General features: G+C 44.5%; 17 protein-coding genes. 11 read left to right on the top strand and 6 right to left on the bottom strand.

Annotation, left to right across the window (positions count from 1 at the left end; translation table 11 throughout):
- Window positions 1-73 precede the first annotated feature (73 nt).
- Together ABS362_RS00385 and ABS362_RS00380 are read left to right on the top strand one after the other, a co-directional pair.
- Window positions 74-1,504 carry an SLC13 family permease gene (locus tag ABS362_RS00385; protein ID WP_350410022.1) on the top strand — a complete coding sequence of 477 codons (1,431 nt, stop codon included), beginning with the start codon at window positions 74-76 and terminating at the stop codon, window positions 1,502-1,504.
- 67 nt (window positions 1,505-1,571) lie between these two features.
- Window positions 1,572-1,745 carry a hypothetical protein gene (locus tag ABS362_RS00380; protein ID WP_350410021.1) on the top strand — a complete coding sequence of 58 codons (174 nt, stop codon included), beginning with the start codon at window positions 1,572-1,574 and terminating at the stop codon, window positions 1,743-1,745.
- Window positions 1,746-1,945: 200 nt separating this feature from the next.
- Here ABS362_RS00380 and priA read toward each other — a convergent pair whose 3' ends face one another.
- The 6 genes from priA to rpsF form a co-directional block, all read right to left on the bottom strand.
- The gene (gene priA / locus ABS362_RS00375; protein ID WP_350410019.1) at window positions 1,946-4,477 is read right to left on the bottom strand and encodes a replication restart helicase PriA; all 2,532 of its coding nucleotides are present in this window, start codon (window positions 4,475-4,477) and stop codon (window positions 1,946-1,948) included.
- A gap of 114 nt (window positions 4,478-4,591) precedes the next feature.
- A complete protein-coding gene (locus tag ABS362_RS00370) occupies window positions 4,592-6,649 on the bottom strand; it encodes a thioredoxin domain-containing protein (protein ID WP_350410018.1) in 2,058 nt (685 codons plus the stop codon).
- 67 nt (window positions 6,650-6,716) lie between these two features.
- Window positions 6,717-7,697, bottom strand: coding sequence for a GSCFA domain-containing protein (locus tag ABS362_RS00365; protein WP_350410016.1), 981 nt, complete (start codon window positions 7,695-7,697; stop codon window positions 6,717-6,719).
- A gap of 127 nt (window positions 7,698-7,824) precedes the next feature.
- The gene (rplI, locus tag ABS362_RS00360) at window positions 7,825-8,271 is read right to left on the bottom strand and encodes a 50S ribosomal protein L9 (RefSeq protein WP_350410014.1); all 447 of its coding nucleotides are present in this window, start codon (window positions 8,269-8,271) and stop codon (window positions 7,825-7,827) included.
- Between the two features lie 13 nt (window positions 8,272-8,284).
- Complete coding sequence (gene rpsR / locus ABS362_RS00355; RefSeq protein ID WP_068838643.1) at window positions 8,285-8,536, bottom strand: 30S ribosomal protein S18; 252 nt, start codon at window positions 8,534-8,536, stop codon at window positions 8,285-8,287.
- Window positions 8,536-8,901: a 30S ribosomal protein S6 gene (rpsF, locus tag ABS362_RS00350; protein ID WP_350410013.1), complete on the bottom strand. Its 366-nt coding sequence runs from the start codon at window positions 8,899-8,901 to the stop codon at window positions 8,536-8,538. Before rpsF ends, rpsR begins: the two co-directional genes overlap by 1 nt.
- Before the next feature lie 490 nt (window positions 8,902-9,391).
- Between rpsF and ABS362_RS00345 the strand changes: the two genes are divergently transcribed.
- Genes ABS362_RS00345 through ABS362_RS00305 form a run of 9 tightly spaced genes read left to right on the top strand, consistent with a single transcriptional unit; the run spans window position 9,392 to window position 21,677 of the window.
- On the top strand, window positions 9,392-10,714 hold the full coding sequence (locus tag ABS362_RS00345) for a c-type cytochrome (protein ID WP_434086512.1): 1,323 nt from the start codon (window positions 9,392-9,394) through the stop codon (window positions 10,712-10,714).
- A gap of 43 nt (window positions 10,715-10,757) precedes the next feature.
- Window positions 10,758-13,748: a TAT-variant-translocated molybdopterin oxidoreductase gene (locus ABS362_RS00340; protein WP_350410011.1), complete on the top strand. Its 2,991-nt coding sequence runs from the start codon at window positions 10,758-10,760 to the stop codon at window positions 13,746-13,748.
- Between the two features lie 20 nt (window positions 13,749-13,768).
- Window positions 13,769-15,205, top strand: a complete 1,437-nt coding sequence (gene nrfD, locus ABS362_RS00335; RefSeq protein WP_350410010.1) for an NrfD/PsrC family molybdoenzyme membrane anchor subunit — start codon at window positions 13,769-13,771, stop codon at window positions 15,203-15,205.
- Window positions 15,198-15,722, top strand: a complete 525-nt coding sequence (locus tag ABS362_RS00330; RefSeq protein WP_350410008.1) for a DUF3341 domain-containing protein — start codon at window positions 15,198-15,200, stop codon at window positions 15,720-15,722. Before nrfD ends, ABS362_RS00330 begins: the two co-directional genes overlap by 8 nt.
- Window positions 15,722-16,369 carry a c-type cytochrome gene (locus ABS362_RS00325; protein ID WP_350410006.1) on the top strand — a complete coding sequence of 216 codons (648 nt, stop codon included), beginning with the start codon at window positions 15,722-15,724 and terminating at the stop codon, window positions 16,367-16,369. Before ABS362_RS00330 ends, ABS362_RS00325 begins: the two co-directional genes overlap by 1 nt.
- Before the next feature lie 26 nt (window positions 16,370-16,395).
- The gene (locus ABS362_RS00320; protein WP_350410439.1) at window positions 16,396-17,655 is read left to right on the top strand and encodes a quinol:cytochrome C oxidoreductase; all 1,260 of its coding nucleotides are present in this window, start codon (window positions 16,396-16,398) and stop codon (window positions 17,653-17,655) included.
- 24 nt (window positions 17,656-17,679) lie between these two features.
- Window positions 17,680-18,747, top strand: a complete 1,068-nt coding sequence (locus tag ABS362_RS00315) for a cytochrome c oxidase subunit II (protein WP_350410004.1) — start codon at window positions 17,680-17,682, stop codon at window positions 18,745-18,747.
- 18 nt (window positions 18,748-18,765) lie between these two features.
- The gene (locus tag ABS362_RS00310; RefSeq protein WP_350410003.1) at window positions 18,766-20,595 is read left to right on the top strand and encodes a cytochrome c oxidase subunit I; all 1,830 of its coding nucleotides are present in this window, start codon (window positions 18,766-18,768) and stop codon (window positions 20,593-20,595) included.
- 8 nt (window positions 20,596-20,603) lie between these two features.
- Complete coding sequence (locus ABS362_RS00305) at window positions 20,604-21,677, top strand: COX15/CtaA family protein (RefSeq protein WP_350410002.1); 1,074 nt, start codon at window positions 20,604-20,606, stop codon at window positions 21,675-21,677.

The raw sequence follows: 21,677 nt of genomic DNA, 5'->3' as shown, positions 1-21,677 counted from the left end.
TAGTAGATCAAGCTATAGTTTATAAAACAGTAGCGAATCGTAAGCTATGGGCGTATAAACCGTTAATCCTGAAATGACTTTTACGCGCAGAAATACCGGGCTTATAGTTGCACCCCTGCTGGCTGGCACCGTGTGGCTGCTTGCTGCTGCATTACCTTTCGAAGCCCGGGTAGTGGCTGCTATTATGGTGTTTTGCCTGGTGTTCTGGATGACGGAAGTTATACCGCTCTCGATGACCGCTTTTACGGGTGTGCTGCTGGCTATAGTTACCGGTGTAGCCAACATTGAAACCGCTTTTCAGAACCTGGGCCACCCCATTATTCTGCTGTTTATCGGTAGCTTTTTGCTGGCCCGCGCCATGACCCGCCATGGTTTAGACAAACAGATCGCCTTGTTTATCCTGTCCCGTAAGTTCTTTCAGAAGAGCTTGTTTAAGTTGTTTTTTGGCTTTTCTATTGTTTCGTTTGTGCTCTCTATGTGGGTTAGCAATTCGGTTACGGTGGCCATGTTGTTGCCTTTAATTATTGGCGTAACACATCTTATTCAGCAACCCGGTGAGCAGCGGAGTCCTGCTTTATATTTCCTGCTAGGTACGGCTTATAGTGCTTCTGTGGGTGGTATCAGTACTATTATCGGTTCTCCGCCTAACCTTATTGGTGTAAATTACCTGGCAAAGCAGGGCATAACTATAGATTTCCTGCAGTGGATGTTGATGGCTTTGCCGATCTCGGTGAGTATGTATGGTTTCCTGTTGCTTTACATGCGGTACTTTCTTAAAAAATGCACCTATAACCGGCAGGTGGTGGAGCAATACGTGACAGAAAACCAGCAAAAGCAAAGCAAACTGAACCGGGGATCTAAAGTAACAATGGGCGTGTTTTTTCTGGCGGTTATACTATGGTTGTTGCCAGGTTTCTTAAACCTGTTAGGGCAGGAGGCGGCTTATAGTTTTATGAGCACTTATTTTGCCGAAAGCACTGTAGCCTTGTTAGCAGCCCTTTTACTTTTCCTGATTCCTGCCAAACCCGGGGAAGGCACGTTGGTAGCCGATGATCTGGTACGGATAGACTGGGATACGATTTTGCTTTTTGGCGGTGGTATGGCCTTGGGGCAATTGGTAGTTACGTCGGGCCTTGCCGACATGATCGGGACAGGAATAGCTGGCATGCTGCAGGCCGATCAGCCATTATTACTCGTGTTTTCGCTTGTGCTGCTGGTACTGTTCCTGACGGAAGTCAGCTCCAACACTGCCATAGCCATAACCTTTGTGCCCATTATAATTGGCGTGCTTACAGGTTTTGAGTTGCCTCTTTTATACCCGGTGCTGGGCGTAGTGGTAGCCTGTAGTTTTGCGTTTATGCTTCCGGTTGCTACACCGCCCAATGCTATAGTATATGGTACCCGGCAAGTGCCCATTGCAAAAATGGTACGAACTGGATTGATACTCAATATAGTTGGTGCCATGCTCATCACAGCTTTTGTAATGCTTTATATGGCGCTATAAGTATTATGTTTGTTAGCTATAAACGTATATCTTAGTGCTTACACTTCACCAAGCACCTTAGACTATAATGAGAGATAACCGCACTTTTAAAATTGTACTGGCTGTTGCCTGTTTTGCTGCAGCCGCCCTGAATGCATACCGCTACGCTGAGGGAGATAGAGACACCATGAATATTGTGCTGGGAGTTTTGTTTCTGCTGGCCGGTATAATGTATGTGTACAGGCTACGGAAAGGGATATAAAAAGAAAAAACCTGAAATCTGTAAGTTTCTTGGTAGATGCTTAAGATTTCAGGTTTTCAACTTTTAGCCAAAGGTATCTATATATACGCCGCTGTTTTGGAAAGGTTAAGTTTATTGTGCAAAAAGCTTAAAATTTCAAAAGTTTTTTCTGAAAGTGCCTTTCTGGTTCACAAACGCCTGTTTTGATCAAAAATAATTTTCTACATCGGGTCAACGTCAGCCACCACTCTTATTCCTTTAAAGTCAGGCATCAGGTATAGTTGCTGAATGGCCATAGCAATTTGTCCTTTGGCTGTGCGCAGGTTTACGTTTTCACGTGGAAGCTTTATGTGGATCTCGTTCAGGAACAGGTTGCGGATGCGGAAAATATAGGGAATCTCCGGTCCCAGTACCTGTTGCTTGCCCAACCTGTCTGTAAGGTCTTTCGCCAGAACTATAGCTGCGTTTTCAGAGGTCCGTTCATCAGCATGTTTTACCGTTACCTTTATCATGCGCACAAAAGGCGGATAGCTAAAACGCATCCGTTCTTCAATTTCGTGGGCATACAAGGCTTCGTAGTCCACGCTTTTCACTTTCCGGAAAATAGCCTGCATCGGGTCACGGGTCTGGATTATAACCGTACCCGGCTTGCCTTTACGACCAGCGCGCCCGCTTACCTGCACAAATAACTGGAATGCTCGTTCGTGTGCCCTGAAATCAGGAAAATGGATGATGCTATCGGCGTTAAGGATGCCCACCAGACTCACGTTCTCGAAGTCCAGGCCTTTGGTAACCATTTGCGTGCCTACCAGCACATTGGTCTTGCCGTTCTCAAAATCGGCGATGATCTGCTGGTAACTGTTCTTCTTTTTAGTTGTGTCGAGGTCCATGCGCTGCACCTCGGCGCTTGGCAGCATCAGTTTAAGGTCGTCTTCAATCTTTTCGGTACCAAAGCCCATGCTTTTCAGCGTAGTAGCGCCACAGGCAGGACAATCAGATGGCATTCGTTCGTGGTAGCCGCAATAATGGCAACGCAGCTCACCGCTGAATTTATGGTAAGATAAACTCACGGCACAGTTGCGGCACTTTGGGATCCAGGAGCATTCGTCGCAGGAAATAAAAGGGGCATAGCCACGGCGGTTCTGGAAAAGTATGACCTGTTCCTGTCGCTTCAGTCTTGCTTCAATTCCATCTAAAAGCTTACTCGAGAAGTGGCTGTGCATAGTTTTGCGCTGCTGCTCTTCACGGGTGTTTACCAGTTCCACGTCCGGCAACTGTGCTTCGCCGAAGCGCTTTAGCATCGTTACCAGACCCCAGCGGTCGGTTTTGCAGTTATAGTATGTTTCTATAGATGGTGTGGCAGAACCCAGCAGCGTTTTAGCTCCCTGCAAATGTGCCATCATCAGGGCTGTTTCGCGGGCATTGTAGCGCGGAGCAGGGTCGTATTGCTTGTAACTGGCTTCGTGCTCTTCGTCAACTATAATCAGCGATAAATTATGGAACGGCAGGAAAACAGCTGAGCGCACCCCAACCACCACCTGGAACCTACCTGAAAGCACACCCTGCCACACTTCTGCGCGTTCGTTATCCGAGAACTTGGAATGATACACGCCCAGTTTTTCGCCAAACACTTTCATCAGGCGGGTCACGATCTGGGCAGTAAGGGCAATCTCTGGCAGTAAGTATAACACCTGGCCACCACCTTCCAGGGCATGCTTTATTAAGTCGATGTATACTTCGGTTTTACCGCTGCCCGTAACGCCATGCAACAGCACGGTGTCTTTCTCCTTAAACAATCCCAGTATCTCATCTTTGGCCTGCAACTGGTGCTCCGAAAGGTTCATGGGCAGCTGGCGTGGCGAATCATCGACCGGGAAACGGGAAATGATCTGATCGAACTGCTCCAGCACCCCCTTCTTTATAAGAGAGTCGATAGATGATTTGGAAAGGTGGGGGTTGTTGGTAAGTGCTGATTTCTCGATGCCTTTATAGTTCAGGTTTACATCCTGGTGCACCGGTACTTTCTGCAGGTAGTTAAGTAAAATGTCGAGTTGTTTTGGCCTTGGGGTCAACTGTTCGAACAGTTCTTCCAGCATGCCTTCTTCCTGCACAAAATGCTCGCTCAGGCGAATTTTCTTCACCACTTTCGGCGAGAATTTATCGCTTACCTGCTCATATATAATGATCGCTTCTTTCTGTATCAGCGATTTAATGTATTTGTGATAGCTTTTTACCTGCAGCAAATTACCAATATCGGTAAAGGTCATGGCCTGGTTCTGCTGCAGCGCATAAATGATCTTCACTTCCTGAGCAGCCAGCGGAATATCGTCTTCTTCGGGGTTAAAATGCGGGTGCAACTGTATCCGGGACTCGCTGCTCAGTTTTAAAGCAGAAGGCAGCGCGGCATTGATCACCTCGCCCAACGTGCACATATAGTAATCCGCTATCCACTTAAAAAGCTTTAGTTGCGGCACGGTAACTATAGGAGTGTCGTCCAGCACATCCAGTATATACTTTGCCTGGTAATCGGCTGGGGCCTGCTCATGAATTTCAGCAACTATACAACTCAACACCCTTTTAGCGCCGAACTGCACAATTACCCGCACGCCTACCAGCACTTCATCGTTCATCTCGAACGGGATGCGGTACGTGTATAGTTTAGGCAACGGCAGGGGCAGGATCACATCAGCAAAAAGCGTAACGCGGTCTACGGCCGGCTCGGGCGGGTAATTAAAATTGAGTAACTCTGACAAGGGTGCAATCTATACGTGATCTGTACAAATGTCGGGAAAAAGCGCGACATGTAGCAAGGTGCAAAATAAGATTAAAGATGTGAAAGATAAACTGTTTATAGTTTACTTACCCAACTATAGCACCGGGAATTTTGATTTTTGCTGACCTGCCTGCAGTTGTTTTAAGGCTTCGGCGGGTGTGTGTACCGGTAGCTGGCAGGTTTTGTTATAGCATACATAAATGGTGGTTTTACCATTCACAGGAATCTTGTCAGCTAAGAGCGGGAGTTTGCTTTTATGGTCGCTGCCCATCACGATCATGTTCGGTAGGTAAAACACACTGAACTCTTCCCGCATCTGTGGTACCTGTTTGCCAACTATAGCTACTTCGGCTGTCGGGGTGAGTTTGTTATAGTATAAAATGGCCCATTTGCTCAGGTGCGATGGTTCTTTCAGGATCAATGGGGTCATGCTGTCCAGCATCCTGTTGGAGGTCTGTTGGTAGGTTTCATTATCGAAATACAGTCCCAGTAGGTGCAGGTTTATAGCCATTACAGAGTTAGATGAAGGAATTACATTATCAAAGATCTCCTTTTTGCGGGCGATCAGTTTTTCAGCTGTCTTGTCTGTAAAGTAGAACATGCCGTCTTCTTTGTCCAGGAAGTTTGTTAATGTATAATCGGTGAAGCGTTTCGCCTGGATGAGCCACTCTTCATTAAAAGTTACTTCGTACAACCGGACCAGGGCCGCTATCATCAAAGCATAATCTTCCAGGAAGCCGTCTATAGTTGCTTTGCCATTTTTATAGCTATGGCACAGTTTATTTCCTTCTCTTATTTTTTCAAATATAAAATCTGCGTTCTTTAGCGCCATTTCCAGAAACCGTCTCTGCCCGAAAACACAATATGCATCAGCCAGCGCTTTCAGCATAAGGGCATTCCAGGAGCAGAGTATCTTGTCATCCAAAGCAGGTCTTATGCGTTTGGCGCGTACTTTCATCAACTTCCTTTTCCACTCCTTTACCATTTCCTGCAGCACTTCCAGTTCCAGTTCGTTTTCTTTGGCAAAGGCTTCGTCGCTTACCAGGCGGTGCAGAATGTTGCGCCCATGCTCAAAGTTGCCGGCAGCTGTTATGTTATAGTATTTCGAGAAAAGTGGCTCCTCGTCTTTTAGTAACTTCTGTAGTTCATCCCGTGTAAAGGTGTAAAACCTGCCTTCTTCTCCTTCACTATCCGCATCCAGCGACGAGTAGAAACCATATTCTTCACTCATCAGCTCCCGCTCCACAAATCGTATTGTTTCGTACACCACTTGTTTGTAAAGCGGATTCTTGGTAACCTGGTAAGCTTCGGAGTACAGTGTTATTAACTGGGCATTGTCGTAAAGCATTTTTTCGAAGTGAGGTACCAACCAGTTGGCATCTACCGCATACCGTGCAAACCCACCACCTGCCTGGTCGTATATTCCACCATAAGCCATCTGGTTAAGCGTCAGGTTTACGTGAGCCAGTGCCAGCTCACTTTGAGTATGATGGCTGTAGCGCAACAAAAACAAGAAGTTGGAAGGCATCGGGAATTTAGGTGCCGGCGACAGGCCACCTTTCTCCTTGTCAAAACGCTTGCTCAGGTTACGGTATAGTTGATGTAGTTCTTCTTCGGAGGCCTGGTGGCCGTTTTGTTTGAGGCCATATTTCTGCAGATCGCTTATATTCAGGTGCTCCGCAAATTGCTCGGCAGTCTCATCCAATTCCTGGCGGTTCTGTTTATAAGCGTTGGCAATATCCTTCAGTAGTTGTACCCATTGCTGTGGTGCAAAATATGTTCCGCCATAAAACGGCTTGGCTTCGGAAGTGAGGAACACATTTAACGGCCAGCCACCCTGCATTCCCATGGCATGTACGGCATCTATATAAACGGCATCTACATCAGGGCGCTCTTCCCGGTCTACTTTTATACAAACAAAGTGCTGGTTCATTACATCTGCAATGGCCTTTTTCTCAAAAGACTGATGTTCCATGACATGGCACCAATGGCAGGCGGCGTACCCAATACTTACTAGTATAGGCTTGTCTTCCTGTTTGGCACGTTGCAGCGCTTCTTCGCCCCACGGGTACCAATCCACGGGGTTGTAGGCATGTTGCAACAGGTAGGGGCTACTTTCTTTAATAAGGCGGTTGGGTATTTTGTCTGCCATAGGTCGTTGGAGTAGGTTGTACTTTATTTTACGCACCTCAGGCACTTAGTTGTTAAGCCAGGGTAAATTAAATTGTAAGCTGCCGGCGCAGTTCAAGTTGTTCTGGTTCCAATGAGATGTTATAGTTGGCCGAAAGCTGCTGCAGCTGGGCTATAGTTTTGACTATGAAAGCCTGGTGAGCTTCAGTGTTTGGGTGAAACGGTCGATGGGCAATGGCTCTCCTTATCTTTTCCCAGGCCGGTATAAACTCCTGGAAACGCGGATCTAAATACGCCCCCGCAAACTTTTGCCAGATGTAATCTTCAGCCACAGGGGTGGGGTGCAGCATGTCAGGCCCGTAAAAACGGTAATCCCGCAGGTCGTCAAGCATGATCTCGTAAGCCGGAAAGTACAGTACATCCTTGTAGCGCTCTGTCATATAATGTGTAGCCACCCGGAGAATGGATTTGCTGACGCTGTTGGTTGGCAGCGTTTCTTTTACATGGCGCACCGGGCTGACAGTAACTATAGTTTGCAGGTCAGGGTTAAACTTTTTAAGCGCCTGGTAACATGCTTCCAAACTATAGTTTATCTCCTCTGTAGTTAACAATGTTCTGCTAAATTGCTTGGCTGGTAGTTTGTGGCAGTTGGCAACTATAGTTCCGGTGTCGGTCAGTTTGTAAGATACAGCTGTACCAAAAGTGATGATCAGCAGTTTCGCCTCTTTAAGATGTTCTCGCGTTTGTGCTATCCTCTGCGCTATAGTTTGCAGCAGTGCATCTTTGTTAGGCGAGGAGAGGGAGGAATGCAGGTCGTAACTATACCAGATGCCATCGCGCTGCACCAGGCTTTGCTCCAGATTTAAAGGTTCACCGGTCACGGCCTGTAACAACCGGCACACCGATATCGGGTTAAAAATGGTGCCGAACGGATTTACCAACACATCAGCTTTGTAGTCTTGTAGCTTTGTCCCGATCACTTCTGCAAAACACGAACCGATGGTTACCACTTTGTCGTTCAGGCTAAGGTTAAGGTCTGAGGCTGGTATAGTTACTTCGGTCCGGAACATAATAGTGTCTTATTCTGCTGCTAAAACTACAAACTATAGTTGTAAGTTATAGGTTGGCTTGAAGCATGGACATAAAAAAAGCGCTCCGAAATTAATCGGAGCGCTTTTATATAAACTATAGTTCTGATTACTCAGCAGAAACTACGTTGAATTTAACAGTGTGCTTCACCTCTTTGTGCAGGTTGATAGATGCAGTATATTCACCTGCAGTCTTCACATCCTGGTCAAAAGAGATACGCTTACGGTCTACATCAAATCCTTTAGCCTTAAGAGCTTCAGAAAGTTGGTTTGTAGTTACTGAACCGAAGATCTTACCAGTCTCACCAACTTTAGCCGGAATCTCAAGAGTGATATCACCGATGCTGTTAGCCAGCTCCTGTGCGTCGTTCTTGATCTTATCAGCTTTGTGAGCAGCCTGACGGATGTTCTCAGCTACCATTTTCTTGTTCGCTTTGTCAGCGATAACTGCAAGACCCTGAGGGATCAGGTAGTTACGGCCATAACCTGGCTTTACATCAACTGTGTCGTTTTTGTAACCTAAGCCTTTAACGTCATCTTTAAGTATTACTTCCATCTCTAGTCCCTCCTTATTTTAAAGAATCTGTTACATAAGGTAAAATCGCCAGGTGACGAGCTCTTGCAACCGCCTGAGCTACTTTACGCTGGAACTTAAGGCTAGTACCTGTTAATCTTCTTGGAAGAATCTTGCCCTGCTCGTTTACAAACTTAAGAAGGAAGTTACCATCTTTGTAATCGATGTACTTGATACCGCTCTTCTTGAAACGGCAGTATTTCTGACGATTCTCCTGCTTGTGTACTCTTTCGTTAACTAAGCTCATTATCCTTTAACCTCCTCTTTTTTAGCTTGTTTGAACTCGCCATTTCTTCTGCGCTCGTTATAAGCAACTGCGTGCTTATCCAGTACAGTAGTCAAGAAGCGAACAACTTTCTCATCACGGCGGTAAGTCAGCTCTAGCTGATCTACTACTGATCCGGGAGCCTTAAACTCGATTAGATGATAGAAACCAGTTGATTTCTTCTGGATTGGGTAAGCAAGCTTACGTAGACCCCAGTTCTCCTCGTGGATAATGTCGGCGCTATTTTCCTTAAGCACCTGTCTGAACTTCTCGACCGTTTCTTGCATCTGCACCTCATTCAACAGAGGAGTCAGGATGAAGACCGTTTCGTAATTTTTTAATTCCATTCTTTTAGTAGAATTTTTTGATTTAGCTTGCAAAATTACGGCTTAGTATTTTTAAAACCAAAAGTTATACCTAATAATTATACAGCAACTATAGGCCGGAATAATAGTGTGGTTGAAAAACCCCAAGTACACTATATATTATAAGGAGTATAAAGTATAGTCGGGCAAGATGTTTAAGCAATAAAAATTTGCATTAAAAGCTAATAGTTACTGAATCAGTACACCAATAGATGATTGTACTTAAATCTAGTTGAAATTAGATAAATCAAATTAGGGGATGGCTAGAGAAAAGTGTGAGTAATTTAAAATCATTCTAAATAAAAACCCTTTAAAATGAAAATAAACGATATTTTACCACTGCGATGCCTGTAAACCAGCAGCCTATGCGGAAGGTTCCAAAAATAAAAAGTATATGTTTGAATAATGGAATTAGCATAGTAGATTTGTGCCCGAAAAGTAATTCCACCATTATACTAAAACGCAAGTGATGATGGCTATGATTAGCTGTATACTTAAAACTACACACAAGATTTTTCTTGCCTTCTTATTAACTCTTGCTGTTACCTTCGGGGCACAGGCACAGGGCGAAAGCGAGCAGGCGGAAATAGCTACTAAAGGAGTAGAGCCAGGTTCTACTGAAGGTGCTGAAACAGGTTCTGCAGATCCGGCTGTTATAGACGCAGGTGCTGCTTTATTTAAAAATAACTGTGCGGTTTGCCACTCTGCAGGTAGCGACGTTATCGTTGGTCCTGGCTTGAAAGGTGTTACCGGGAGAAGAAGTGAGAGCTGGCTTGTCAGCTGGATCAAAAACTCTCAGGCACTTATCCAGTCTGGCGATGCGGATGCTGTTGCGGTATATAATGAGTACAACAAGCAGGCAATGCCTTCTTTTGCATTCTCTGACGATGAGATCAAATCGATCCTGGCTTATATAGATGCACAGGCAAACGTAGCTGCTGCGGTACCTACAACTGTTGCTGGTCCTGAAGGAACTACTCCAGGTGAGAATATTGGTACAGACGCGATCGGCGCTGTTGGCGGCTACCTGGATATCATCCTGGTGGTGCTTATAGTGGTACTGATCGTATTGGTGGTAACACTTTTACTTATCTCATCACTTCTTAAGAATTACCTTAACAAGAACCGCGAGCTTACTGAAGATGACAAAGAGGTTGTAAACCAGCGCTTTGACTTCTCTAAGGTCTACAAATCCAAAGCTGTTCGCACACTGGTTATGCTGATCTTTGTTGTGGTATTGCTTGATCTTGCACTTGGTAAAGTAATGGGCATCGGTATACAGGAGGGCTACGCACCAAAGCAGCCGATCGCTTTCTCGCATAAACTACACGCTGGCGAGCACCAGATCGACTGTAACTACTGCCACACAACTGTTTACGAAAGCAAGAGTGCCAGTATTCCGTCTGCTAATATCTGTATGAACTGCCACAGCCAGATCAAAAAAGAATCTCCTGAAATCCAGAAGATCTACACAGCTATTGAGCGCAATAAGCCAATCGAGTGGGTTCGTATCCACAACCTGCCTGATCTTGCTTACTTTAACCACTCTCAGCACACCCAGGTGGGCGGTGTTGAATGCCAGACCTGCCACGGACCTATTGAGGAAATGGATGTTGTTTACCAATATTCTTCACTTACAATGGGCTGGTGTATCGACTGCCACCGCGAAACACCTCTGAACACAGAAGGAAACGAGTACTACGATAACCTGGTGAAACTACACGAGGCTTCTTCTAAAGGAGCATTTACAGTAGCTTCAAACGGTGGTACAGAGTGTTCTAAGTGTCACTACTAAGCAGTCAATTTTTATCTGAATATTCGAGTTTTCTAAATATATTATGCAAGACAGAATAAAATACTGGAAAGGAATTGAGGAGTTAGAAAATACTCCAGAGTTCGCAAAGCATGCTCATAATGAGTTTCCAGAATTCCTGCCAGTTGGTGAAGGCGCAACAAAAGAAACTTCAGAAGGTGGCAAAACACATCGCAGAGACTTCCTGAAGCTTTTAGGTTTTAGTGTTGCTGCTGTATCGCTTGCTTCGTGCGAGGCGCCGGTAAGAAAAGCTATTCCTTACCTTAACAAGCCGGTAGATGTAGAGCCAGGTGTAGCTAACTGGTATGCCACTACCTATTACCTGAACGGAGATTACAACAGCATTCTTGTAAAGACCCGTGAAGCACGCCCGATCAAGATCGAGCCAAACCCTTCGTCTGCCCTTACGCCAATCGGTACAAGCGCCAGAGCACAGGCAGCCGTACTAAGTGTGTATGATAACAACAGACTTCGTACACCTTTATTAAAAGGAGAAGTTGCAACATGGGAGAAAGTTGATAAAGAGATCGCTTCCCGTTTAGGTTCAGTAAGTGGTAAAGTAGCTATAGTTTCTTCTACAGTTATCTCTCCATCTACAAAGCAGCTGATCAACGAGTTCGGGTCACGTTTCGGTAACTTCGAGCACGTGGTATATGATGCCAACTCTTCTTCTGCTTTATTAGCCGCTAACAATGGTGTAGTACCTGGCTACGATTTCAGCAAGGCAAACATTATAGTTGGCATCAATGCAGATTTCTTAGGTACCTGGTTAGCGCCGGTTATCTTCTCAAAACAATATATCAAAAACAGAAAGCTTTCTGCTGAAAAGAAAGATATGTCGCGTCATTACCAGTTCGAGACAATTATGTCACTTACTGGTGCCAATGCCGATGTACGCGTTCCGATCAAACCATCTCAGGAGCATGCTGTAGTTACAGCGCTTTACAATGCTATTACAGGTGGCGGAGCAGGATCAGTAGAAGGTATAGATGCTAAAGCTTTAGCAAATGCTGTAAAAGATCTTAAAGCTAACTCAGGCAAAGCGCTTGTAGTTTCAGGCTCTAACGATCCTTCAGTTCAGGCAATGGTTGCCGCCATCAACAACTCATTGGGTGCAAATGGTGCAACTATAGATGCTGCAACTCCTTACTTTGTAAAGCAGGGTAACGATGCGCAGATGATCCGCCTGGTTAATGAAATGAACAATGGCTCAGTAGGAGCTGTGTTCTTCTATAATGCAAACCCGGTTTACGACCACCCACTTGCTGACAAAGTAGTTAGCGGATTAAAGAAAGTGGCCTTGAAAGTGTCGTTTGCTGAGCGTGTGGATGAAACTGCAGCGCTTGCCGATATCGTGGCTCCGGATAATAACTTCCTGGAATCATGGAACGACTACGAACCTAAGAAAGGCTATATCAGCTTAGCACAGCCTGTTCTTTCTCCAATCTTTACTACCCGCCAGATGCAGGATTCACTGTTAACCTGGAGCGGTAATTCAACCAGCTACTACGAATATATCCGCAACAACTGGAGAAAAGTGCTAACTGGTGACTTCAACAAGGCCTGGGAGAAAGCAGTGCATGATGGCGTATTGCAGAATGGTAGCAGCATGCTTACTGTTAGCAACACATTTGCTCCTGCAACTATAGGTGCATCAACTGTTAAGGCTGCTGCCGGTGCTATTGAAGCTGTTCTTTACGAGAAAGTAGCTATCGGTACTGGCGTAGAAGCTAACAACCCATGGTTACAGGAAATGGCTGATCCTATTTCTAAAGCGACTTGGGGTAACTATGTAGCGATGCCTCGCAAGATGGCCGAAGAAATGCAGATTGAGCAGGGTACTGTAGTTAAAGTAACCTTGGCAAACAATAATGTTATCGAACTTCCTGTACTGGTTCAGCCAGGTCAGGCGCAAGGTACAGTTGCAATTGCAATGGGTTATGGCCGCGATATCGCAGCTATGCCGGTTGCAAGAAATGTTGGTGCAAATGCCTTCCCGATTGCTACTGTAACTAATAACAGCGTTTCTTATTCAAGCCCTGTTAAGATAGAAAAAACTGGCGCTACATCTGAAATTGCTCAGATGCAGACACACCACACGATCATGGACCGTCTGGTAGTTCAGGAAAATACGCTTGCTAAGTATAAAGAGAATCCGAAGGAAGTAACAGAGTATATCCGTATCGCGACACATGAAGGTCCTGCGAAACCGGCTTCTATCTCACTTTGGGATGACTACGAGTACAAGAACCACCACTGGGGTATGGTTATCGACCTTAACTCTTGTATTGGTTGCGGTGCTTGTACTATTAGCTGCCAGGCCGAGAACAACATCCCGGTTGTAGGTAAAGCAGAAGTACTAATGCGTCGTGAAATGCACTGGATGCGTATCGACAGATACTACAGCGCTGTAGAGCATGAGGCTAAGGACTACGAAACAATGGAAGACCCGGCAGAAAACCCTTCTGTTATCTTCCAGCCAATGATGTGCCAGCACTGTAACCACGCTCCATGTGAGACTGTTTGCCCTGTTGCTGCTACTATGCACAGCTCTGAAGGTATCAACCAGATGGCTTACAACCGTTGCGTAGGTACACGTTACTGCGCTAACAACTGCCCTTATAAAGTACGTCGTTTCAACTGGTTCGCTTACTCTAACAACGATAAGTTCGACTATACCATGAATAATGATCTGGCTAAGTTCGTACTTAACCCGGATGTTACTGTTCGTGGACGTGGTGTGATGGAGAAATGCTCTTTCTGCGTACAGCGCGTGCAACTTGGTAAGTTAGAAGCAAAACGTGAGAACAGAAGACCGAAAGATGGTGAAATCGTAACTGCTTGTGCTCAGTCTTGCCCGACAGAAGCGATCGTATTCGGCGATATGCTGGATAAAGAAAGCCGTATCTCTAAGATCCTGGCTCACGAAAATGGCGAACGTGCCTTCCACGTACTGGAAGAACTTAACGTTCAGCCAAACGTGACTTACCTGACTAAAATTAGAAACTTAGCTTAAAAATAAAATTCGAGAGAGTTATGCAGCATGTATCTCCGATAAGAGAGCCTCTAGTAACAGGGGGGAAAACATACCACGACATCACTCAAGATGTCTGCAGACAAGTAGAAGCAAAGCCTAACATCCGTTGGGCTGCCGCTCTTGCTGTAGCCCTGGTAGGCCTCGCTATATTTTTATACTCTGTTTACCGCACCTTATGGTATGGTATCGGTGAATGGGGCTTGAATAAAACAGTAGGTTGGGCATGGGATATCACCAACTTCGTGTGGTGGGTAGGTATTGGTCACGCCGGTACGCTTATCTCAGCTATCCTTTTACTGTTCCGTCAGAAGTGGAGAACTTCTATTAACCGTGCAGCAGAAGCGATGACTATCTTCGCCGTAATCTGCGCCGCGATGTTCCCGGTATTACACATGGGCCGTCCGTGGTTAGCTTACTGGGTGTTACCATTGCCAAACACATTCGGTTCGCTTTGGGTAAATTTTAACTCTCCGCTACTTTGGGACGTATTTGCGATCTCAACTTACTTTTCAGTATCACTGGTATTCTGGTACATAGGTCTTATTCCTGACTTTGCTACCATCCGTGACAGAGCAACCGGCCCGATAGCAAGAAGAGCTTACGCAGCTTTATCTATGGGCTGGACGGGTTCAGCAAAAGCATGGTCACGTTACGAGACTGTTTCGTTAATCCTTGCCGGTCTTGCAACACCTCTGGTACTTTCTGTACACACTATCGTATCCATGGACTTTGCAACGTCTGTAATTCCAGGCTGGCACACAACAATCTTCCCTCCATACTTCGTGGCAGGTGCGATCTTCTCAGGTTTCGCGATGGTGTTAACACTGATGATCATCACCCGAAAAGTTTTCTTCCTGGAAGACTATATCACACTGGAACACGTGGAGTCGATGAACAAAGTTATCATCCTGACAGGTTCTATAGTTGGTATAGCTTATACTACTGAGTTCTTCATCGCCTGGTATTCAGGTGTGGAATATGAGCAGTATGCGTTTATCAACCGTGCCTTCGGACCTTACTGGTGGGCTTACTGGTCTATGATGACTTGTAACGTTATCACGCCTCAGTTATTCTGGTTCAGAAAGATCAGAAGAAGCCTTACAGCTACTTTCATCATCTCAATCTTCGTGAACATTGGTATGTGGTTCGAGCGTTTCGTAATTATCGTTACGTCGCTTCACAGGGATTACCTGCCATCTTCATGGGCCATGTTCTCTCCAACTATCATCGATATCGGAGTTTATGTTGGAACTATAGGTTTGTTCTTTACACTGTTCCTGTTGTTTGCAAAATACTTCCCGGTAGTAAACATGGCAGAAGTAAAAGCTATCCTGAAGTCTTCTTCAGAAGTTAAGCACACTCATAACTCACATGCAAAGTCTATGCATGGCACTGCACCTGAGTCTAACACTAATACACCTCACAGCAATGAATAAGAAGTTTGTTTTAGGTATCTACGATGATGAGGATGTGCTTTTAGAAGCCATCGAAAACGTACGGGCTGCCGGTACTAAGATATATGACGTATTCTCGCCGTACCCGGTACACGGAATAGATGATGTATTAGGTATCAAGCGTTCGAGACTTCCGATCGTGGCATTCTTCTGCGGTCTTTTCGGAACATCTTTCGCACTTTGGATGCAGATCTGGATGCTGGGCTTTGACTGGCCAATGATCATTGGTGGTAAGCCACACATTGCCATTCCAGCTTTTATTCCGGTAACATTCGAGCTAACGGTTCTATGTGCTGCTTTCGGTATGGTGATCACTTTCTTTATAGTATCACGACTGAAGCCATCTTTCAAAGTGAATGTGTTCGATAAGCGCTCTACAGATGATAAATTTGTAATGGCAATTGAAGTAAAAGAAGGCGTGACAGATATGTCTGCACTTAATAACCTGCTTCGTTCAAATGGCGCAATCGAAGTTAACGAGAAGGAGGTAATCAAGTAATGAAAAATTTCATGAATATTGGCTTAAAAGCCTCAGCTGTACTTTTCTCTTCTGCTATGCTGGTAGCATGCAGTAATGAGCAGGATCCAGGTCTGGAATATGCGCCGGACATGTATCATTCTGTACCTCTTGATCCTTATTCACAGATCAAAGAAAATAAGTATAACCCTGGTGGTATGAACCTGCGCCAGCCAGCTCCAGGTACTGTAGCTCGTGGCAAGGAAGGATACAACCTTTATCTTTCAGCTGATAACGCAGAGGCTGCAGGAACTGAACTTGTAAATCCACTGGAAAGAACAAGCGAACACCTGGCAGAAGGTAAGATCCTTTACGCACGTTTCTGCTCACCTTGTCATGGTGAGCAAGGCGATGGGCAGGGTTTGGTTGGACAGAAGTTTAAAGGTGTTCCTTCTTATACCGCTGGTAGAGTTGCAGAATTGCCTGGTGGCCATATATACCATGTAATTACAAACGGCCGGGGCAGAATGATGCCACACGGTTCTCAGGTAGATCCGAACGAACGCTGGAAGATTGTGATGTATGTACAGCAGCTACAGAAAGGCGAAACAGGTACAACTGTTGAACCAACAGCAGCAGCAGGAGATACAACTTCAGCACAAACCCAAACAGCAACACCTAATAACTAAGACTGAAGCATTAATTTTTGAGAATAATGACAGAAGAAAGACTCATTATACCACGAAAAACAAATAACAAGTTTTTCTTAATGATAGCCATAGGTGTTGTCCTGTTGATAGCAGGTATACTATTAATGGCTTTAGGTGGTGGAGCGGAACATGGTGAAGGTCATGGTGAGGCTGCAGCAGCAGGACACGAAGCAGCTTCATGGTCGAAGCGCTTGTTTATGAACCTTTGGTTAAATAACGTATACTTTACAGGAATTTCGCTTGTAGGTGTATTCTTTGTTGCAGTTCAGTATGTAGCATATGCAGGCTGGTCTGTTCTTATCAAACGTATCCCGGAAGCATTAGGATATTTCTTGCCAATAGGTGCACTGGTGATGATCGTTGTATTCCTTTTCGGTAATCACGACATTTTCCATTGGACGCATGAATACCTGTATGATGTAAATGACCCGCGCTATGATCCAATCATTTCTGGTAAAGCAGGCTATCTGAACTTCTGGTTCTTCCTGATCAGAATGGTAGCGTTCTTTGCATTATGGATACTATTCTTTAACTGGTTGAGAAGACTATCTATCAACGAAGACCTGCACGGAGGTACTTCATTCTACCACAAGAGTATAACTGTTTCGGCTATGTTCCTGGTAGTATTCGGTGTGTCTTCTTCTATGGCTGCCTGGGACTGGGTACTGTCTATAGATACACACTGGTTCTCAACTATGTTTGGATGGTATGTATTTGCCAGCTGGTTTGTTTCTGGTTTAGCAGCTATCACGTTAACAGTTATCATCCTGAAGCAGAATGGTTACCTGAAAATGGTTAATGCCAACCACCTGCATGACCTGGGTAAGTTTGTATTCGCATTCTCTATCTTCTGGACATACATCTGGTTCTCACAGTTCATGCTGATCTGGTATGCAAACATTCCGGAAGAATCGATCTATTTCCTTGATCGTTTAGACCCTCACTATAAGTGGATCTTCTTTGTTAACTTATTGATAAACTTTGTATTCCCTTTCCTTGTTTTGATGACAAGAGATGCAAAGCGTCAGATGATCATGTTGAAGATCGTAACTATAGCAATTCTGGTTGGTCACTGGTTAGACTTTTACCTGATGATGATGCCTGGAACTATGCGCGGTGATGCAGGAATAGGTTTTATAGAGATTGGTACTACCCTTATTTTCCTGGGTGTGTTCTTGATAGCATTCACGAAAGGACTTACAAAAGCATCGCTTGTACCGGCAAATCACCCGTTCCTGGAGGAAAGTATACACCATCACGTTTAGAGATAATACTTAAAACACAATATAATGATTACGATCGCTATTGGTTTATCCATACTTCTGCTTTTAGTTGTTCTTTTCCTACTTTTCAGGATCGGAACACTGGCATCTATCTTTAGAGGGTCATCTCAGAGAGCAGTAGGTACAACTAAAACAAGCAATAAAGTGAACAGTATGCTTCTGCTTCTGTTCCTGATAGTAGGTGGTATCGCCTTTGCCTGGTCTTTCTCTGAATCATGGGATGAAATGAACCAGCCGCTGGCATCTCTACACGGAGAATGGACAGATGAATTGTTCTGGACAACGATGATCATCATCGGTATCGTGTTCGTTATCACTCAAGTGCTGTTATTCTGGTATTCTTACAAGTATCAGCACCAAGACGACAAAAGAGCTTATTACTATCCGCACAACAATAAGCTGGAATTGATATGGACAATGATACCAGCTGTAGTTATGGCAATTTTAGTATTTGCCGGATGGAAAACATGGACTAACATTACAAGCGCAGCGCCTGCAGATGCAGTAGTAGTTGAGGTAATGGGTAAGCAGTTCAACTGGATGGTAAGATACCCTGGTGCGGATGGCAAGCTTGGTGTTACTAAAACTTCGCTTATAGATGCAACAAACGAATTTGGTATCGATTTTTCGGATCCAAATGCACAGGATGATATCGTAAATCCATTGGAGCTGCACATACCAAAAGGCAAACCAGTATTATTTAAGATACGCTCTAGAGATGTGATCCACAGCGTATTCCTGCCTCACTTCCGTCAGAAGATGGATGCCGTACCAGGAATGCCAACTAAGTTCTGGTTTGTGCCTACCAAAACTACTTATGAAATGCAGAGCGAGACTGGCAACCCGGAGTTTAAGTATGAGATGGCTTGTACTGAGATCTGTGGTCGTGGTCACTTTGCGATGCGCTATGTAGTAGTGGTAGATGAGCAAGAAGATTACGAAGCATGGTTAGCAGAACAAAAAGCTTTTGCATCACAGAACCCGGATGTAGTAGCTAAGTTCCAGACTACAGCAGCTGAGAAGCCTGCGACAAGAATGGATGCTGCGTCAGAGGAAGAGAAAACAGAATTATAGCATTTAAATACTTAGAAAATGTCTAGTACAGATATCGCTATTAACCAGACTGATATGCATCATGGCCATGACGAGCATGATCATCATCACGATTTAAATTTTATTGAAAAGTATATTTTCAGCCAGGATCACAAAGTTATTGCGAAGCAGTATCTGTTCACTGGTATCATCTGGGCCTTCATCGGCGGATTCCTATCTATACTTTTCCGTTTACAATTAGGCTGGCCAGAAGCAACTTTTACTTTCCTGGAGCCAATTCTGGGAGGTTGGGTACAGAACGGCAAGTTAGATCCTGAGTTCTACCTGGCACTTGTAACGATGCACGGTACTATCATGGTATTCTTCGTGCTTACAGCAGGTCTGAGCGGTACTTTCAGTAACTTCCTTATTCCATTGCAGATCGGTGCTCGTGATATGGCATCTGGTTTCATGAACATGCTTTCTTACTGGATCTTCTTCCTGTCAAGTGTGGTAATGTTCTCTTCCCTGTTCATCGAAACAGGACCTGCAGGTGGTGGCTGGACAGTATATCCTCCTTTAAGTGCGCTCCCACAGGCAATTTCAGGTTCTGGAATGGGTATGACTTTATGGTTGATCGCAATGGCACTATTCATTGTATCAACATTACTGGGTGGTATCAACTATATAGTTACCATTATTAACCTTAGAACAAAAGGTATGTCAATGACTAAACTTCCATTAACTATATGGGCGTTCTTATTGACAGCTATTCTAGGTTTATTGTCATTCCCGGTTCTATTCTCAGCTGCTTTGCTTCTGATCTTTGACCGTAGCTTTGGTACGAGCTTCTATTTATCGGATATTTATATAGCCGGAGAGGCTTTATCAAACACTGGTGGTAGCCCGATCCTGTTCCAGCACTTATTCTGGTTCTTAGGTCACCCTGAAGTTTACATCGTTATTCTTCCTGCATTCGGTATCGTTTCTGAAGTTATAGCTACAAACTCTCGTAAGCCAATCTTCGGTTACCGTGCCATGATCGGTTCTATGCTGGGTATCTCAGTTCTGTCGTTCGTAGTATGGGCGCACCATATGTTCGTAACAGGTATGAACCCGTTCCTGGGATCTGTATTCATGTTCCTGACACTGATTATTGCGGTACCATCTGCAGTAAAGGTGTTTAACTGGATAGCCACATTGTGGAGAGGTAATATACGCTTTTCAGCTGCCATGCTGTTTGCTGTAGGTTTCGTATCCCTATTCATCTCAGGTGGTTTAACAGGTATCATTCTAGGTAACTCTGCACTGGATATTCAATTACACGATACTTACTTTGTAGTTGCTCACTTCCACCTTGTAATGGGTGCTGCTGCCTTCTTTGGTATGTTCACTGGTGTTTACCACTGGTTCCCTAAGATGTTTGGCCGCATGATGGATGAGAAATTAGGTTTCGTTCACTTCTGGTTAACATTCATCTCTGTTTACCTGGTGTTTTTGCCGATGCACTACGTAGGTATTGCAGGTTTCCCGAGAAGATACTATAACTGGACTGGTTTCGAAGCATTCAACATGTTTACTGACCTGAACACTTTCATCAGTATTGCTGCGATACTTGGCTTTACAGCTCAGTTTGTATTCCTGTTCAACTTTATCTATAGCATCTTTAAAGGCAGAAGAGCATCGCTTAACCCTTGGCATTCTAATACACTGGAGTGGACTACACCGGTTAACCCAGGTCATGGTAACTGGCCAGGTGAGATACCAACTGTTTACAGATGGCCTTACGATTATAGCAAGCCAGGTGCAGCTGAAGACTTTATTCCACAGCACGTACCTTTCTCAGAGACGCAGTCATCTAACCTGCCTCAGGAAAGAGTTCTAGAGTAATATTGTAAATGGTTAATAAATCTTCTAAGGTTCATAAATTTAGAAGAATAGGAGTACTTACAGTAATAGCTGTTTACTTTCTAATCTTAGTTGGAGGAATCGTCAGGAGCACAGGTTCCGGGATGGGTTGTCCAGACTGGCCGAAGTGCTTCGGAAGCTGGGTTCCTCCAACTAATGTTAACCAATTGCCGGAAGATTACCTGGAAGTTTACAAACAGAAAAGGATCGATAAGAACCAGAAGCTGGCAGGTTATCTGGATAAGGCAGGATTTGAAACAGTAGCAGCCTATATATTCAGTCATCCAAACCAATATATCGAGACAGAGTTTAATGTAACTAAAACCTGGATTGAATACCTGAACAGGCTGGTTGGCGTTGCTATTGGTATTTTGATCTTCCTGACTTTAGTTTACGCTATTCCTTTTCTTAAATCAGACCCTACCATATTTTACTTATCACTGGCCAGTTTTATACTCGTTGGTATTGAAGGCTGGCTGGGATCTATAGTTGTATCAACTAACTTGCTGCCTGTAACCATTACTATACATATGGCACTGGCACTGGTTATAGTTGCTTTGTTGCAGTATGCCGTTGTGAGAGCTGGCGAACGTAACAATGACACTACCTTACCATTCAGTAGCAGGCTGAATGGCATGATCTGGATCGTTCTTTTAACAACTTTCGGACAGATATTACTGGGAACTCAGATCAGAGAAGAAATCGATATAGTTGCTTTTACTATGGGTAATGCCTTACGTGCAGAATGGATAGATAACCTGGGTACAAGCTTTTATATACATAGGTCTTTTTCAATAATAGTGCTGGTGCTGCACGTGTATCTTGCATACCTGATCTATAAACTGAAAGACCAAAGATTAACCCGATGGACTAATGTAATGCTTTTTATAGTGTTAGCAGAGGTTATGTTCGGTGTTATTCTGACCTACTTTGCAATGCCGCCGGTAATGCAACCGCTACATTTAACGTTTGCAGCGTTATTGTTCGGAGCGGAGTTCATGATCTTGATTATTTATTACTACGCCTCTAAAAGGGTGGCTAAAAAGTCAGTAGCTATAGTTTAG

It is taken from the genome of Pontibacter populi, assembly GCF_040278685.1.
Classification (GTDB): Bacteria; Bacteroidota; Bacteroidia; order Cytophagales; family Hymenobacteraceae; genus Pontibacter; species Pontibacter populi.
Note: the sequence above shows the minus strand (reverse complement) of the source record. Positions and strands in the feature narration are given on the sequence as shown.

Bases quoted from the DNA above. Each gene is read 5' to 3' on its own strand.
- ABS362_RS00385 (WP_350410022.1), top strand. From the start codon at position 74: ATGACTTTTACGCGCAGAAATACCGGGCTTATAGTTGCACCCCTGCTG.
- ABS362_RS00380 (WP_350410021.1), top strand. From the start codon at position 1,572: ATGAGAGATAACCGCACTTTTAAAATTGTACTGGCTGTTGCCTGTTTT.
- ABS362_RS00370 (WP_350410018.1), bottom strand. From the start codon at position 6,649: ATGGCAGACAAAATACCCAACCGCCTTATTAAAGAAAGTAGCCCCTAC.
- ABS362_RS00365 (WP_350410016.1), bottom strand. From the start codon at position 7,697: ATGTTCCGGACCGAAGTAACTATACCAGCCTCAGACCTTAACCTTAGC.
- rplI (WP_350410014.1), bottom strand. From the start codon at position 8,271: ATGGAAGTAATACTTAAAGATGACGTTAAAGGCTTAGGTTACAAAAAC.
- rpsR (WP_068838643.1), bottom strand. From the start codon at position 8,536: ATGAGCTTAGTTAACGAAAGAGTACACAAGCAGGAGAATCGTCAGAAA.
- rpsF (WP_350410013.1), bottom strand. From the start codon at position 8,901: ATGGAATTAAAAAATTACGAAACGGTCTTCATCCTGACTCCTCTGTTG.
- ABS362_RS00345 (WP_434086512.1), top strand. From the start codon at position 9,392: ATGGCTATGATTAGCTGTATACTTAAAACTACACACAAGATTTTTCTT.
- ABS362_RS00340 (WP_350410011.1), top strand. From the start codon at position 10,758: ATGCAAGACAGAATAAAATACTGGAAAGGAATTGAGGAGTTAGAAAAT.
- nrfD (WP_350410010.1), top strand. From the start codon at position 13,769: ATGCAGCATGTATCTCCGATAAGAGAGCCTCTAGTAACAGGGGGGAAA.
- ABS362_RS00330 (WP_350410008.1), top strand. From the start codon at position 15,198: ATGAATAAGAAGTTTGTTTTAGGTATCTACGATGATGAGGATGTGCTT.
- ABS362_RS00325 (WP_350410006.1), top strand. From the start codon at position 15,722: ATGAAAAATTTCATGAATATTGGCTTAAAAGCCTCAGCTGTACTTTTC.
- ABS362_RS00320 (WP_350410439.1), top strand. From the start codon at position 16,396: ATGACAGAAGAAAGACTCATTATACCACGAAAAACAAATAACAAGTTT.
- ABS362_RS00315 (WP_350410004.1), top strand. From the start codon at position 17,680: ATGATTACGATCGCTATTGGTTTATCCATACTTCTGCTTTTAGTTGTT.
- ABS362_RS00310 (WP_350410003.1), top strand. From the start codon at position 18,766: ATGTCTAGTACAGATATCGCTATTAACCAGACTGATATGCATCATGGC.
- ABS362_RS00305 (WP_350410002.1), top strand. From the start codon at position 20,604: ATGGTTAATAAATCTTCTAAGGTTCATAAATTTAGAAGAATAGGAGTA.